Source organism: Streptomyces sp. NPDC059828, from assembly GCF_042731955.1.
In the GTDB taxonomy this organism is placed as follows: domain Bacteria; phylum Actinomycetota; class Actinomycetes; order Streptomycetales; family Streptomycetaceae; genus Streptomyces.
Genome location: NZ_JBHWIW010000014.1, coordinates 23,552 through 37,381, shown reverse-complemented (window position 1 = coordinate 37,381; position 13,830 = coordinate 23,552). Strand labels below are relative to the sequence as shown.

The window sequence follows — 13,830 nt, the reverse complement described above, 5'->3', positions numbered from 1 at the left end:
CCGGCCGGTGGCACGCCGGGTGAACAGCGGGCATCGGGTGCGGCCGTCGGACCCGTGCGCCCAGCGCCCACCGCGTCGGCCGGGCACGGCGACAGCGCGAGGGAGCTGATCCTCGCGCGGATCCGGGCGGCCGTCCGCGGAGCGCCCGACGCACCCGGCACACCTGATGCGCCCCCCACACCCCACACACACCACGCGCCCGACGTACGCCGCGACTACCTGGAGTCCCACACCCCCGGCGACACGGCGTCCGTCACCGATCTGCTGCACGAGAACCTCGCCGACTACCGCGCCCTCGTCCATCGCACCGACCAGCAGGACCTCCCCGCACTCCTGGCGCGGCTGCTCGCCGCCCGGGGCTCCCGCACCATGCTCGTACCGCCCGGACTCCCGTCGCACTGGCTGGAGAAGGCGACGTACATCACCGAGGTGGCGGACCGGGCGAGCTCCACGGCACGAGAGCTCGACGCCGTCGACAGCGTCATCACCGGCTGCGCCCTCGCCATCGCCGAAACCGGCACGATCGTGCTGGACGGCGGCCCCGATCAGGGGCGCCGGCGGATCACTCTCGTCCCCGACCACCACATCTGCGTGGTGCGGGCACCCGAACAGATCGTCGCATCTGTGCCGCAGGCACTGACCAGACTGGACCCCGCCCGCCCGATGACATGGATCTCCGGGCCCTCGGCCACCAGCGACATCGAGCTCGACCGGGTCGAGGGCGTGCACGGCCCGAGGACCCTGGAGGTCGTGCTCGTCACGGGCTGAGGCGCAGCCGCGGTGCCCGATCCGCCGCCGATACGGCCGTGTCGCCCCGGCGCAGCTCCTCCGTCAGTGCGCCCGCCCAGCGGGTGAGCCCCTCCACGTCGACGCCGTGCAGACCGGAGGACGGAGCAGAGGTCGCGTAGGACGCCACCGAACCGGCCCCACGGGCCAGCAGCGCCGCGCCGCCCCTCGCATTGCCCCGCGCCGCATGGGTCAGCCCGACCGCGAGCTGCGCGAGGCCCCGCCACAGCTCTCTCTCCTCCTCCGGCCCGGACTTCCAGGCATCCTCCAGCACCTCATGGGCGTGGAACGGCATCCCCGCGTCCAGCAGCCGCTGGGCCTCCACCAGTGTCTCCGGCGGTGTGCGCACCAGACCCTCCGGTTGCCGGGGCACGCCCTCCACCCCGTACGGCAGGGGGCGCCCGAGCCCGTCCCGGGGGCGCGCGCTGCGGGCCTTGCCCTCGTTGTCGCGGTCTCTCGGCGTCCTGTTCACGCCTCGATTGTCACTCGCAGGGCGTGCCGTGGCAGAACGGTGTCCGCCATCGGCGCGACCGGACTACTCTCAGCCATCTGACACCTCGTGGGGAGGGGAGGTCGCCCATGCCGTACCGGGCGCAACACCATGAACGTACAGCGCTCCTGGAGCGCGAGCCGGAGGTCGCAGCGGCTGCGCGCGCCGTGGAGGCGCTGCGCTCGGAACGCGCCACCGGCGGTCTGCTGATCTACAGCGGCGAGGCGGGCCTCGGCAAGACCGCGCTCCTCGCCGAGGTGAGCGGTATCGCCAGCGCCCGGGGCTGCACGGTCCGCACCGCGCGGGGCAGTGAGACCGCCACCTCCGTACCGTTCCACGTCGTCCGGCAGCTGCTCCAGCCGGCGCTCGGCGGCATGGCACCGGACGAGGCGCGCGAACTGTTCGGCGACTGGTACGACATCACCGCGCCCGCACTCGGCATCGCGACCCCGTCCGGGCCGCCCGCCGACCCGCAGGGTGTGCGCGACGGACTCGACCGGGTCGTCACCGCGCTCTCCGAACGGCTGCGCAAGCGGCCCCTCGTCGTCCTCGTCGACGACGCCCACTGGTCGGACGGCGAGTCGCTCGGCTGGCTCGTCTCCTTCGCCACCCGGCTGAGTACGCTCCCGCTCCTCATCGTCCTCGCGCACCGCCCGGAAGACGCATCCGACGCCTCGTCCGTGCTCCTGAACACCGCGGGTGCCGCGGCGCGCCTGCGTATCCCGCTGCACGAGCTGACCACCGAGGCCGTGTCGGAGCTCGTCAGGGCCATCGTCGGCGAGGCTGCCGACGACGCGTTCTGCCGCGAGGTCTGGGCCGTCACCCACGGCAACCCGTACGAGGCGGTCGAGCTCATCGCCAAGGTGCAGGACCACGCTCTTGAGCCCGTCGGGCCCCGCACCCGCGAACTGCGCGCCCTCGGTGCCACCGCACGGGGCAGCGGGCTGGTCACCAGGCTCGAGGGGCTGGGGCCCGACGCCACCAGGTTCGCCTGGGCCGCCGCCGTCCTCGGCACCGACATCTCGCTCGAACTCGCCGCCTCCCTCGCCGGGATGCCGGCGGCCAAGGCAGCCGCATGCGCGGAGCGGCTGCGCGACGCGCGTATCGTCACCGGGCCCGACCCGCTCGAGTTCGTCCACCCGCTCATCGCCACAGCCGTCTACCGAGCCATCCCGCCGGCCATGCGCACCGCCATGCACGGCCGCGCCGCCTGGGCCGTCACAGATGCCGGACTCGGCTCGGGCGCGGCCTCCCGCCATCTCCTCGAAGTGCATCCCGACGACGACCAGGAAGTCGTCCAGCAGCTGAGGGAGGCCGCAGCGGACCATCTGGCGGTCGGCGCGCCGGAGGCGGCCCGCCGCTGCCTCGAGCGGGCACTCGAGGAGCCGCCGCGCAGCGGGACCCGCGCGCAGGTGCTCTACGAGCTGGGCTGTGCCACCCTGCTGACCTCCCCGCCCACCACCATCCGGCATCTGCGCCAGGCACTGGAACTGCCCGGACTCGACCGTGGACTGCGCGTAGACGCCACCTACCGCCTGGCCCAGGCGCTCGCCCACAACGACCAGCTCAACGAAGCGGCCGTCACACTCGCCGCCGAGGCAGCCGACACCCCGCCCGGCCCGGCCCGAATGCGGCTCCAGGCCGCGCAGTTCCTCTGGGAGGGCACCCAGGCCAGGGAACACGACGGCCCGGCGCGCTCACGCCGGCTCGCGGAACTCGCCGACCGGCTCCAGGGCCGCGACAACGCCGAGCGCGCCCTGCTCACCATCCGGGCCTTCGACGCGATGCTGCGCGGCGAGGACGCCGAGCTCGTCGTGGAACTGTGCGACCGGGCCCTGGTCGACGGGCATCCGGCACCCGGGCTCGGCTGGACCGACACCGAATGGGGCTTCGAGCCACCGGCACTCGCCGGCATCAGCTACGCGTTCACCGACCGGCTGGACCGGGCGGAGGCGCTGTTCACCGAGGCCGTCCGGGCGTACGAGATCTCCGGCTGGAGCGGGGCGCACCTGGCGTTCGCGCACACCCTGCTCGGTCTTGTGCACCGACGCAGGGGCAATCTGCACGAGTCCGAGGCGTTTCTCCGCGAAGGGCTGAGACTGGCCGACCGCATAGGGCGCGGGCTGCCCGTGCACTGGATCTCGGTGGGCCTGCTCATCGACACCCTGCTGGCACGCGGCGACACATCCGGAGCCGAGGCGGTGGCCGAGCGATACGCCTTCCGGCCGCCCTACCCCAACGCCATCGTGATTCCCGACGGCCCGAGCGTACGCGGACGCCTGTTGCTGGCCACCGGGCACACCAAGGAGGGAGTGTCCGAACTGGAGGCCGGTGGAAGGGACTTGGAGAGCCGGGGACGCCACAACGGCGTCTGGGCCCCCTGGGCCGGTGAGCTGGCCCGTGCCATCGCCACCGAATCCCCGGCGCGCGCCGCCCAGCTGACCACCCGGGCCCGGGCCCACGCCGAGCGCTTCGGCACCGCAACGGCCATCGGAGAGGCCCTTCGCTGCGCCGCCGCCCTGGCTCCCGAAGCGGAGGCCATCCCGCTGCTCGCCCGGGCCGTCCGCCACCTGGAGGCCTCGCCGTCCGCGTACGAACACGCGCTGGCCCGCTATGAGTACGGCCTCGCCCTCCGTTCCCCACACGAGCTCACCCGAGCCGCGGACCTGGCCACCACCTGCGGCGCCGCCACCCTCGCGGCACACGCCCGGGAAGCCCGCGCGTCCATCGTGGCTCCGGAGTGAGGTAATCTTGAGCCTGCGCGCACAGCAGGGGCCCGGCCCCGGCCAGCGCGCATCGGGACGTGGCGCAGCTTGGTAGCGCACTTGACTGGGGGTCAAGGGGTCGCAGGTTCAAATCCTGTCGTCCCGACTATACGAAGTCGCTGGGCAGGGGCAGTTTCAGAGCAGTCTGAAACTGCCCCTGAGCGTTTACGTCATCTCGGCACGGGGAGCACTGCCCGGATCCCCGCTGCCCCGGACAACGAAATCCCACTGCCGGTCCTCGTCAGCTCTGCTGGAGTCGAAGGACTCGCACTGCGGGTGGGAACGGATCGCGGCGACAGTGTCGGCGATCCGGGCATCCGGGTCCTTCTCCCGGTAGAACATCAGCAGAGACGTCCGGCGGCCGCCGTTGTCCGTGTACCTGAGCAGCTGGTCCAGCGCGTCGGTGACCGACTTCGGCCCGGTGTGGAAACTTGCACTCGGAGATCGACACGTTGCGCTCTCCGACTCGGATCAGGATGTCCGTCTTGCCCTTGCCGTTCAGGGTCTCGCCCGTGGACTGCCCTTCAAGGTAGGCGTTGAGGGCGACGAGCAGCACGTCTCGCAGCCGCTCTTCAGGCATGTCGGAGATCAGGAGGCCCAACCGCTCCCTCGCGTTGCGGGCACCCCGCAGAAGCCTGAGGGATTCCGCATACGCCCTGGCGTCGTGACGCGCCAGCTCGGGCCGCCACTCGCCGACCGGCAGGATCCGGAGGGTCGGGCTGAGCTGGTAGCCGTCCCGTGCCAGCGCGGCTGTGGGACGAAGACGACGACTGCGGGCAGGAGTGAGTATCAGGAGCCGATCGGATCAATCCGTGACGGGCAGGCACTCGGCGAGCAGGGCGACGATGTCACGCCAGGCTCGCTGTGCGTGCCGTGGGTGGTAGCCGACGCCGGGAGGCACGGTGTGGTCGACCGGTGGGTGGTGGAAGGCGTGAAGTGCTCCTCCGTAGACCACGAGGCGCCAGTCGACGCCCGCGGCCTGCATCTCTGCGGTGAACGCCTCCCGTTGCGCGGGCGGCATGATGGGGTCTTCCGACCCGACCCCGGCCCACACCGGGCAGCGAATGCGTGCCGCCTCGCCCGGTCGGCCCGTGGTCAGTGCGTTGACTGTCCCGATCGCGCGCAGGTCGACGCCATCGCGACCGAGTTCCAGTGCGACTGCGCCCCCGGTGCCGTAGCCGACGGCGGCGGTCCGGTCGGGGTCGGCCCGTGATTCGGCACGCAACACGTTGAGCGCGGCGTGACCGATTCCTCGCATGCGGTCGGGATCGGCGAGCAGCGGCATGCAACGGGCCAACATTTCCTCTGGGTCTTCCAAATAGCGTCCGCCGTGGAGGTCGAAGGCCAGCGCCACGTACCCCAGCTCGGCTAGAGCCTCGGCCCGCCGGCGCTCGACATCGCTGAGCCCTATCCCCTCGGGTCCGATCAGGACTGCGGGCCGGCGCTCGGCACCGGCCGGGAGCGCGAGGTATCCGATCATCGTCAGGTTGTCGGCCGGGTATTCGACCGTACGGGTTGTTACCGTCGTCATGCGACTGGACGGTAATGACCGTTGCGCCCGCTCGGGGTGGTGTTCACCGATGGCACACAGAGGCCTGTCCGACTACATCACCCGGACGCGTCGTCCGCCTGTCGTCAAACGATCGAATGGCGACAGGTTCGGCGGACGCCAATGAACCCTCGGATTCTCGGGGCCTGACGACGACTTGGATCCAATGAGATCCGATGGCAGTTGACGACAAGGTTGGATGACAGCCGAGGTCCGGAGCGGCGACGACGGTGATCTGTCGCAGCAAGTGGTTGAGCGTTCTCATCGAACCTTCAGTGGTGCCGCCGTCAGGAGGACACGGTCAACGCCAGTGAGGCGACGGCGGTGGCGAAGTAGAAACCGGGAAACGCGAGGTTGTAGAGCACGCGGGCGCGCAGATGGAAGACGAGCGCGCCCAGGTAGAGCAGGACGAGGCCACAGGCCGCGGTGGCGCCGAGGAAGCGCGGTGCGGCGTCGGTGAGGCCGAGGAGGAGGCCCGCCGCACCAGCCAGCTTGAGGGCGGCCAGCCAGGGCAGCCAGGATCGAGGGACACCCACCTGCGCCGCGTTGGCCAGCACGAGGCGCGCACCGGTGAGGTCGGCGGCCGCGATACCGACGTTGACGGTGGCGGTGAGCAGGGTGACGACGAGGAGCGCGAGATGGGTGCCGGTCATGCCTTCAGGGTCCGCTGGCAATTCGGCACCGTCCAATACCTGCTTCTATAACCTGGTGGCATGGACCTGCACACACGTCTGCTCCGGTACTTCGCCGCGGTGGCGGAGGAGGGCAGCCTGACCGGGGCGGCGGAGAGGTTGTTCGTCTCGCAGCCTGCGCTGACCAAGCAGATCCGGCGCCTGGAGGACGGTCTCGGGGTACGGCTCTTCGCGCGTTCGCGGTCGGGGATGGAGTTGACCGCGGCTGGTCGTGAGCTCGCCTCGCGGGTGCCCGCACTGCTGGACGGCTGGGACGAGGCGGTGCAGGCAACCGGCCGGGCGGCGCGGGTGCTGCGCCTGGGCTTCCTGGACGCGGGCGCGGTGGGTGCGGTCCCTGAGGCCATCGCTGGGTTCCGCCGGTCACAGCCGGAGTGGCGGGTGGAACTGCGGCAGTTCGACTGGTCGGACCCGAGCGCCGGCCTGGCTCGGGGTGAGGTGGATGCGGCAGTGGTGCGTATGCCGTTTCCGGGGCAGGAGAGGTTCACAGTGCGGGAGTTGTTCGTCGAGGAGCGGGGGGTGCTGCTACCAGCTCGGCATCCGCTGGCGAACAGCGAGACGGTGGAGCTCCGGGAGTTGTCGGAGGAGCCGTTCGTCGCGGCCGGAGTCGAGACCGGAGCGTGGAGGGAGCACTGGCTGGCCGCGGAGGAGCGGGACGGGCACCCCGTCCGCGTCGGCGCGGTCACCAGCCGTCCCGATGAGTGGCTCGGAGCGGTGGCCGGCGGCTGCGTGGCGCTGGCCCCGGCGTCGGCGGCCCGCTTTTACTTCCATCCGGACGTGGTGTTCCGTCCAGTCTCCGGAATCTCGCCCAGCCGGGTGGGCTTGGCCAGGCCTCGCGAGCGGACGCGCGAGGCGGCGCTGGATGAGCTGCTGGAGGCCATCGCACGGCGGCTGAGCAGGAGTTGACGACGGAGCCGACAGACCGTCAGTGCGCTGCCGGCCGCATCGTCCGCCTCATCATCGACGACATCACCGACGACGGGACCACCGTCACGGTCCGGCTGGGAGACCCGCCGTCCCCGCTGCCGAAGCCGTCGCCGACCTGATGCGGGCCTACATCCAGTCCCGGCAACACCTGCCCTACGCCAGCAGCAGGAGCTCACAGTGCCCTTTCCCCGGCCGCTAGCCGGGACAGCCCATGAACCCGGTCACCCTCCACGTCCACCTGTGTGAGATCGGCGTCCCTCCGCAGCGCGGCAGGACGTCCGCGATCCGTCAACTCGTCCTTCAAGCCCCGGCCCCCGTCATCGCGAAGGCACTCGGCCATCACGACAAGACCGCCACCCGCCTGGTCACCGAAGCCGGCGGGACCTGGAGCCGATGCGCCCTAGGCGACCACCAGCGGTGAAGCGCGGCTGCCTACGCTGGGGCCGCTGAATCTCGCTTGTCCTCAACGTGGACGACGTGAAGCTCGGTGCCGTCCCGGTGGCGCTTGGAACGTCCGAACAGCCCGACAGCGATCTGCGACTGATCCTGAGGCTCATCGGGGCCGACATAGGTAAGGACGTCGTTGTGATGCCCGGTGACGACCCATCCCTCGACGTCCTTGGGGTCGATGACCCCAAAGTCTCCTGCCGAAGATCCGGCATGCGCCGGGCTTTCCCCGGCGGTTGCTGCACGCCCCGGCCCCCGCCGCAGAGTTGGTGGGTGGCGTGGAGAGGGCGTGAACGTGTGGTGATCGGCCGTTGATCGGTCGTAGAGCCGTGCCGTGGACCATCGGCACCAAGGGGAACACGGCTCGACGGTCACCGCCGTTCGCCGACGCCCTCGGCGTGCCACGCGCTGCCCGGGCCCCCGGTCCACAGTGCTTGGCCAACCCACGGAAGGTGGACGAGGCATGGACGGTTTTCAGTCGCTTCAGTCGACGGCGGGCTTCGGAGCACTGCTCAGGGTCCGGCGTGAACGGGTCGGCCTGACGCAGCAGGTACTCGCCGATCACGCGACCCTGAGCGTGCGGGCGATCCGGGACATGGAGACCGGGCGGGTGCAGCGCCCCCGGCAGGAGACGGTCCGGCTGCTGGCCGACGCGCTGCGGCTGGAGGGCCGCAACCGGTCGAACTTCGAGGCGGCCGCGCGCCGGCAGACGCTCGCCGAGGAGCCGCGCGACGAGCCGACCGCGCCGCCGGTCGCCCGGGGCGCGATCGTCGGCCGGGAGCTCGAGACCGAGGTGCTGACCGACGCTCTCGCCGTGCACGGCGACCGGCTGGTCACGGTGGCCGGTCTGGGTGGGGTCGGCAAGACCCGGTTGGTCCTGGAGGTCGCGCGACGGCTGCACCTCGCGTCCCGGTGGTCGGTGCGCTGGATCGACTGCGGCCGCCAGCCGACCGCCGGACTGGAACGCCGCGAGGACCTCGCCCGGGCGATCGGGGAACGCCCCACCCTGCTGGTCCTGGACGGCGCCGACGTCGGCGTTGACACGATTCTGCTGGACGAGCTGTTCCACCGCTGCCCCGGCCTGCGGGTGCTGATCACCGCCCGGGTCCCGCAGCCGCTGCCCGGTGGCCAGGTGATCCCGCTCGCCCCGCTGCCCACTCCCGGGCCGGAACTCGACCACGACCCGGTGGCGCTGGCCGAGGTGAGCGCCGTCCGGCTGCTGCTCACGCACCTGCGCCGACTCCGCCCCGGTTACCGCATGGGGCCCGACGACGCACCCGCCATTGCCGCGCTCTGCCGTCAACTCGACGGCCTGCCAGGGGCATTGGAGCTCATGGCCGACTGGTCGGCGGTGCTGTCCCCGCGCCAGTTGGTGGCGCAGCTGGCGGACGGTCCGTTCCACCTGGCGTCGCCGCCGGCCGGGTACGGCGGCAGGGCGGACGTGGGTGCGGCGCTGGGGGCCGCGCTGGACCGGCTGACGCTCGGCCAGCGGGACCTACTTGAGCAGCTCGCGGCCAGACCGGGGGACTGGTCGGGCGAGGATGCCGTCGAGCTGAGCGGCCGGCCGCCGCAGGAGTGCCTGGCGGCGGTCCACGAGCTGCTGGCGAGCGGGCTGATCCGCAGCGTCCCCGCCCGCGACGGCGTGCGATTCACCGTGCTGAATCTCTGCCGGCGCCTGTGCGGCACCGGTGCGTACCCGGAGCTGGCGACCGCGAGCTGAGCCCCGTCCGACGGCCCCGGCCTGGGCCGATACTGCCCGCATCCTGCCGGACGAGCTGCCGGTCCGGCGCCCGGATCCTCCCTAGCGTTCTGTCCACGGCCGGGCGAGCCGGACTTCCATTCGCCCCGGACACCCGGAGTCCCACCACTCCCGGGACTCCCCACCACCAACTGACACAGAGGGTTTGCGCCGTGGAGCAGCATGCCGTGGAGCAGCACGGAAAGGCCGAGCCGACCGGTCTGGACATCGTCGTGACGACCATGGCCTCGGACTCGCACACCTGGAACCTGGTCTTCCTCCAGCTGCTGCTGGAGGAGCTCGGCCACCGGGTCACCAACCTGGGCGCGTGCGTGCCCGACGAGCTGCTGGTCGCCGAGTGCCGCCGGATCGAGCCGGACCTGATCGTGCTGAGCAGTGTCAACGGGCACGGTTTCCATGACGGACTGCGGGTGATCGCGGCGCTGCGCGACTGCCCCGAGCTGGCCCGCACGCCGACGGTGATCGGCGGGAAGCTCGGGATCGCGGGCTCCGGCACCTCGGCCCGGCAGCGGGCGCTGCTGACGGCAGGCTTTGACGGGGTCTTCGAAGAGGGCGGCTCGGTGCTGGAGTTCCAGTCCTTCGTCGGCTCGCTGCCCGCCGGATCCAGTTCCCTGCCCGCCGGGTCGGGGGTGCTGCTGTGACCGGCTCCGGGGACTGCGTGGGCGACGCGCTCACCGCCCGCCGGGAGGGGCCCGCCGACCGCACCTCCGCCCCCGCCGCGCTCACGTCCGGCTTCGGTGCCTTCGTCGCCAGGACCCGGGCGACGGGCGCCCTGGTCGTCCAGCCCAGGATGGGCATGGCCGACCCGCAGCGTATGCGCGGCGGCCTGCTCGCCACCCGGGACGCGGACGCCGTCACCGTCGGCACCATCACGCTCGACAGCTACACCCGCACCGGCGACCTCGCGGCCGCCCGGGAGGCCCTCGCCGAGGGGGTCGGCCTGAACGGATACCCCATAGCCACCCACTCCGCGGACACCACCCGGGCGGTGCTGCGGGGCATCGCGGACGCACGCTTCCCGGTGCAGGTCCGGCACGGTTCGGCGATGCCGGAGCACATCGTCCGCGCGCTGCTGGCAGTCGGTCTGGACGCCACCGAGGGAGGTCCGGTCTCGTACTGCCTGCCGTACAGCCGGACACCGCTGCGTGAGGCGGTCGCAAGCTGGCGACGGAGCTGCGAACTATTGCTCTCGGCAAGGGAGTTCGGCGTCGAACCGCATCTGGAGACGTTCGGCGGCTGCCTGATGGGTCAGCTCTGCCCGCCGAGCCTGCTGATCGCGGTCAGTGTGCTGGAGGCACTGTTCTTCCGGCAGCACGGCCTGCGCTCCATCTCGCTCAGCTACGCCCAGCAGGCCGATCCGCGCCAGGACGAGGAGGCGCTCACCGTGCTCGGACGGTTGGCCGGCGAACTGCTGCCGGACGTCGACCACCACGTCGTCCTCTACGCCTACATGGGCGTCTTCCCGCGCTCGCCCGGCGGGGCACGGCTGCTGCTGGAGGACGCGGCCCGGCTGGCGGTGCGGGCGGGTGCGGCCCGGCTGATCGTCAAGACCACCGCCGAGGCGCACCGGATCCCCACCGTCGGCGAGAACGTCAGGGCGCTGGAGACGGGTGCCGCGGCAGCCGCCGACGAGCGGTCCCGCACACCGCTGACCGCTGTGCCCGGCACGTACATCGAGGACACCGGTATCGAGGCGGAGGCACGCGCGCTGATCGGTGCCGTGCTGGAGCTGGACGCCGACGTCGGCCGAGCGCTGATACGGGCTTTCGCCGCCGGCTACCTGGACGTCCCCTACTGCCTGCACCCCGACAACGCCGGCCGGGCCCGCACCTCGCTCGCGCCCGACGGCCGGCTGCACTGGTCGAGCGTCGGCTCGATGCCGATCGCGGGCCTGGCGGACGGTGGCCCGCGTCCCCCGATCCTCGGCTCGGCCGGGCTGCTCTCGGCGCTCTCCCACCTCCAACGGACCTACGACGCCCGCGCCGCCGCACGGTCGGCCGTCCGGTCCGGCCCTGGCACGACCCTCGTCGGGGCCGCCCCCGGCACAACCCGCACGCCCGTACCGCCTCACCCGCCCGTACCGCCCCGCACGACGTCCACGCCACGACGAGAGTTGGGACCCACCACGCCATGACCACCGACGGGCTCACGAGCCACGCACCGATCCCGGACCCCGGTCGCCATCTGACCGCCCCGACCACTCGCAGCGCGCTCCGGATCCAGCACCAGCTTCTCTCCGCGGCCCGTGAGTTCCTGCGCGAGCAGGGCTTCACCGAGCTGCTCCCGCCGATCATCGGCCCGGTCACCGACCCCGGCTCGCGCGGTTCCAAGCAGGTCGACGTCGACTTCTACGGTCACCGCTACAAGCTGATGACGAGTGCCATCCTCTACAAGCAGGCCTCACTGCTGACCTTCGACAAGATCTTCTGCATCGCTCCCAACGTCCGGCTGGAGCCGCTGGAGACCGCCGGCACCAGCCGCCACCTGGCCGAGTTCCATCAGCTCGACGTGGAGATGGCGGGTGCGACCAGAGACGACGCCGTCCGGCTGGTCGAAGAGCTGGTGGTGCACATGGTCGACAGCGCGATCCGCGAGCTGCCCAAGGAGTTCGCCGAACTCGGCAGGGACGCGGGCGCCTTCGCCGAGCTGCTGAAGGGCTCCTTCGGCCGGATGCGGCACGCCGAGGCGGTCGCCGAACTCCAGGGGCTCGGCCACCCGCAGAGCGCGGACGCCGAACTCGACTGGACCGGCGAGGCGTTGCTCTCCGCCCAGCGGGACAGGCCGTTCTTCGTCACCGACTACCCGAAGGGCTCGCGCGGCTTCTACGACCGGGAGGATCCGGAACAGCCCGGCCTGCTGCGGAACTTCGACCTGATCGCGGCCGAGGGCTACGGTGAGCTGTGCAGCGGCAGCCAGCGCACCAACGACTACGCGGAGATCGTCACCCGGATCCGGGAGACCGGCGAGAATCCGCAGAAGTACCGCTGGTACCTGGACCTGGTCCGCGAGGGTGTGCCCGGCAGCGCCGGTTTCGGCATCGGCGTCGAGCGGCTGACCCGCTACGTGGCCGGGCTGGACGCGGTCTGGCAGGCCAGCGCCTTCCCGAAGCTGGCCGGGGTGGTGTCGCCGTGAGCGACCTCTCGGCGCCCGGTTTCCCGGAGGAGGAGGTCCGCCGGCGCGCCCGGGCCGGGACGGCGGCGGCCTTCCCGCCGCCCGGGGAGTACGGCCGGGTCCTGTTCGGCGCGGAGCACCGGGACGGCCGGCGTGCGGACGGCGAGCGGGACGCGCTCGACGCGCTGCGGATCATTCCGCCGGTCTTCATGCCGCAGCGGCTCGCCCGGCTGATCGACCTCGGTCGCGAGCCGGACTACCGCGACGTCGAACTGGCCACCACGATCGGCGGGTTCACCTCCGACCTGCCGGTGTACGTGTCCGCGCTCGGCTCCACCCGGGCGGCCGGGGGCGACCTCGGTCTCGCGCTCAGTCGGCAGGCGGGCGCACTCGGCCTCCCCATGGTGATCGGCGAGAACATCGTCCCGGTCAACGGCTACGGCCGGCTCGGTGAGGAGGCGGACCGGGCACTCCTCGGCCGCATTCGCGCCTACGCCGACGAACTGCCCGACGGGCGGGGCGGGGTCGCCGTCCAGCAGTCGACCGAGGATGCCGATGCCGAGGTGTGGAACCTCGTCTACAGCGATCCGGCGGCGCTGCCGCTGCTCGAATCGGGGCGGCTGGCCTTCGAGCTGAAGCTTGGGCAGGGTGCCAAACCGGGCCTCGGCGGGATGACCGTCCTGGAGGCCGAGGCCGCTTCCCGGCTCGGTGACCGGTACGGACTGGACGATGTGTTCGGTGACGGCCGGGTGCTGCGCTCCAGTACCCCCGGCACCTTCACGGCGGAGATCCTGCGCCAGCAGGTCCGGCTGATGCGCAACAACTACCCCCGGGCCCGGATCTGGGTGAAGCTGCACCCCGGCCGGGACGTCGCCGAAGCCGCCCGGGTCGCTGCCGATGCGGGGGCGGACGCCGTCACTGTGGACGGCGCCGAGGGCGGCACAGGCTGGGCCCCCGGGGCCTTCCCGGACCAGGTCGGCCTGCCGCTGGCGGAATGCCTGCGTCGGCTGGCGACTGCGGGGCCACCGCCCTGCCTGCTGGTCTCCGGACGGATCTGGGAGGGCGGCCGGGCGGTGAAGAGCCTGGCGCTCGGCGCCCGCGCGGTGGGTCTGGGCCGGGCAGCCCTGCTCGCCACGGCCGAGGATCCGCAGGCCGGGCTGATCCGGTTCGCGGAGTGCCTCGCGCTCGAAATCCGGTTACTGATCAGCGCGCTCGGGAAATATACGCCAACCGCATTGGGTCATGACGATGTATGGTCCCCGGAATTCGCCGGGATTCCCGTCAGCTGATAACTGAAATGCTTTACC

At 71.9% G+C, this 13,830-nt stretch carries 14 protein-coding genes and 1 tRNA gene; 11 read left to right on the top strand and 4 right to left on the bottom strand.

Annotation, left to right across the window (positions count from 1 at the left end; translation table 11 throughout):
* Nucleotides 1-54 precede the first annotated feature (54 nt).
* On the top strand, nt 55-768 hold the full coding sequence (locus ACFV6V_RS11440; protein ID WP_385562641.1) for a lactate utilization protein C: 714 nt from the start codon (nt 55-57) through the stop codon (nt 766-768).
* Here ACFV6V_RS11440 and ACFV6V_RS11435 read toward each other — a convergent pair.
* Nucleotides 758-1,258, bottom strand: a complete 501-nt coding sequence (locus ACFV6V_RS11435) for a DUF309 domain-containing protein (RefSeq protein WP_385562475.1) — start codon at nt 1,256-1,258, stop codon at nt 758-760. The genes ACFV6V_RS11440 and ACFV6V_RS11435 overlap by 11 nt on opposite strands.
* A 107-nt stretch (nt 1,259-1,365) precedes the next feature.
* Here ACFV6V_RS11435 and ACFV6V_RS11430 point away from each other — a divergent pair, with 107 nt between their 5' ends.
* A complete protein-coding gene (locus ACFV6V_RS11430; RefSeq protein ID WP_385562472.1) occupies nt 1,366-4,020 on the top strand; it encodes an ATP-binding protein in 2,655 nt (884 codons plus the stop codon).
* A gap of 53 nt (nt 4,021-4,073) precedes the next feature.
* A tRNA-Pro gene (locus ACFV6V_RS11425) sits at nt 4,074-4,147 on the top strand.
* A gap of 59 nt (nt 4,148-4,206) precedes the next feature.
* Here ACFV6V_RS11425 and ACFV6V_RS11420 read toward each other — a convergent pair.
* The 3 genes from ACFV6V_RS11420 to ACFV6V_RS11410 all read right to left on the bottom strand — a co-directional run bounded on the left by ACFV6V_RS11420 (nt 4,207) and on the right by ACFV6V_RS11410 (nt 6,243).
* Nucleotides 4,207-4,383: a hypothetical protein gene (locus ACFV6V_RS11420; RefSeq protein WP_385562469.1), complete on the bottom strand. Its 177-nt coding sequence runs from the start codon at nt 4,381-4,383 to the stop codon at nt 4,207-4,209.
* Nucleotides 4,384-4,846: 463 nt separating this feature from the next.
* Nucleotides 4,847-5,572 carry a dienelactone hydrolase family protein gene (locus tag ACFV6V_RS11415; protein ID WP_385562466.1) on the bottom strand — a complete coding sequence of 242 codons (726 nt, stop codon included), beginning with the start codon at nt 5,570-5,572 and terminating at the stop codon, nt 4,847-4,849.
* Nucleotides 5,573-5,877: 305 nt separating this feature from the next.
* Nucleotides 5,878-6,243, bottom strand: a complete 366-nt coding sequence (locus ACFV6V_RS11410) for a DoxX family protein (RefSeq protein WP_385562463.1) — start codon at nt 6,241-6,243, stop codon at nt 5,878-5,880.
* Between the two features lie 60 nt (nt 6,244-6,303).
* Between ACFV6V_RS11410 and ACFV6V_RS11405 the strand changes: the two genes are divergently transcribed.
* The 8 genes from ACFV6V_RS11405 (at nt 6,304) to ACFV6V_RS11370 (ending at nt 13,812) form a co-directional block, all read left to right on the top strand.
* Nucleotides 6,304-7,185, top strand: a complete 882-nt coding sequence (locus ACFV6V_RS11405; RefSeq protein ID WP_385562460.1) for a LysR family transcriptional regulator — start codon at nt 6,304-6,306, stop codon at nt 7,183-7,185.
* Nucleotides 7,182-7,325: a hypothetical protein gene (locus tag ACFV6V_RS11400; protein WP_385562457.1), complete on the top strand. Its 144-nt coding sequence runs from the start codon at nt 7,182-7,184 to the stop codon at nt 7,323-7,325. Before ACFV6V_RS11405 ends, ACFV6V_RS11400 begins: the two co-directional genes overlap by 4 nt.
* Before the next feature lie 92 nt (nt 7,326-7,417).
* Nucleotides 7,418-7,627 carry a hypothetical protein gene (locus ACFV6V_RS11395; RefSeq protein ID WP_385562454.1) on the top strand — a complete coding sequence of 70 codons (210 nt, stop codon included), beginning with the start codon at nt 7,418-7,420 and terminating at the stop codon, nt 7,625-7,627.
* Between the two features lie 489 nt (nt 7,628-8,116).
* Nucleotides 8,117-9,373 carry a helix-turn-helix domain-containing protein gene (locus ACFV6V_RS11390; RefSeq protein WP_385562451.1) on the top strand — a complete coding sequence of 419 codons (1,257 nt, stop codon included), beginning with the start codon at nt 8,117-8,119 and terminating at the stop codon, nt 9,371-9,373.
* Nucleotides 9,374-9,564: 191 nt separating this feature from the next.
* Nucleotides 9,565-10,053 carry a cobalamin B12-binding domain-containing protein gene (locus tag ACFV6V_RS11385; RefSeq protein ID WP_385562448.1) on the top strand — a complete coding sequence of 163 codons (489 nt, stop codon included), beginning with the start codon at nt 9,565-9,567 and terminating at the stop codon, nt 10,051-10,053.
* Nucleotides 10,054-10,184: 131 nt separating this feature from the next.
* Nucleotides 10,185-11,546 (top strand): methylaspartate mutase, encoded by a 1,362-nt coding sequence (locus ACFV6V_RS11380; protein WP_385562638.1) that lies wholly within the window; start codon nt 10,185-10,187, stop codon nt 11,544-11,546.
* A complete protein-coding gene (locus ACFV6V_RS11375; RefSeq protein WP_385562445.1) occupies nt 11,543-12,544 on the top strand; it encodes an asparagine synthetase A in 1,002 nt (333 codons plus the stop codon). The genes ACFV6V_RS11380 and ACFV6V_RS11375 overlap by 4 nt, the downstream gene beginning before the upstream one ends.
* Entirely contained in the window at nt 12,541-13,812 is a 1,272-nt protein-coding gene (locus ACFV6V_RS11370) for a glutamate synthase-related protein (protein ID WP_385562442.1), read from the top strand. Before ACFV6V_RS11375 ends, ACFV6V_RS11370 begins: the two co-directional genes overlap by 4 nt.
* The last annotated feature ends 18 nt before the right edge of the window (nt 13,813-13,830 follow it).

Excerpts from the sequence above, each read along its gene's own strand:
- ACFV6V_RS11430 (WP_385562472.1), top strand. The coding sequence starts at position 1,366 with ATGCCGTACCGGGCGCAACACCATGAACGTACAGCGCTCCTGGAGCGC.
- ACFV6V_RS11420 (WP_385562469.1), bottom strand. The coding sequence starts at position 4,383 with ATGTTCTACCGGGAGAAGGACCCGGATGCCCGGATCGCCGACACTGTC.
- ACFV6V_RS11415 (WP_385562466.1), bottom strand. The coding sequence starts at position 5,572 with ATGACGACGGTAACAACCCGTACGGTCGAATACCCGGCCGACAACCTG.
- ACFV6V_RS11410 (WP_385562463.1), bottom strand. The coding sequence starts at position 6,243 with ATGACCGGCACCCATCTCGCGCTCCTCGTCGTCACCCTGCTCACCGCC.
- ACFV6V_RS11405 (WP_385562460.1), top strand. The coding sequence starts at position 6,304 with ATGGACCTGCACACACGTCTGCTCCGGTACTTCGCCGCGGTGGCGGAG.
- ACFV6V_RS11395 (WP_385562454.1), top strand. The coding sequence starts at position 7,418 with ATGAACCCGGTCACCCTCCACGTCCACCTGTGTGAGATCGGCGTCCCT.
- ACFV6V_RS11390 (WP_385562451.1), top strand. The coding sequence starts at position 8,117 with ATGGACGGTTTTCAGTCGCTTCAGTCGACGGCGGGCTTCGGAGCACTG.
- ACFV6V_RS11375 (WP_385562445.1), top strand. The coding sequence starts at position 11,543 with ATGACCACCGACGGGCTCACGAGCCACGCACCGATCCCGGACCCCGGT.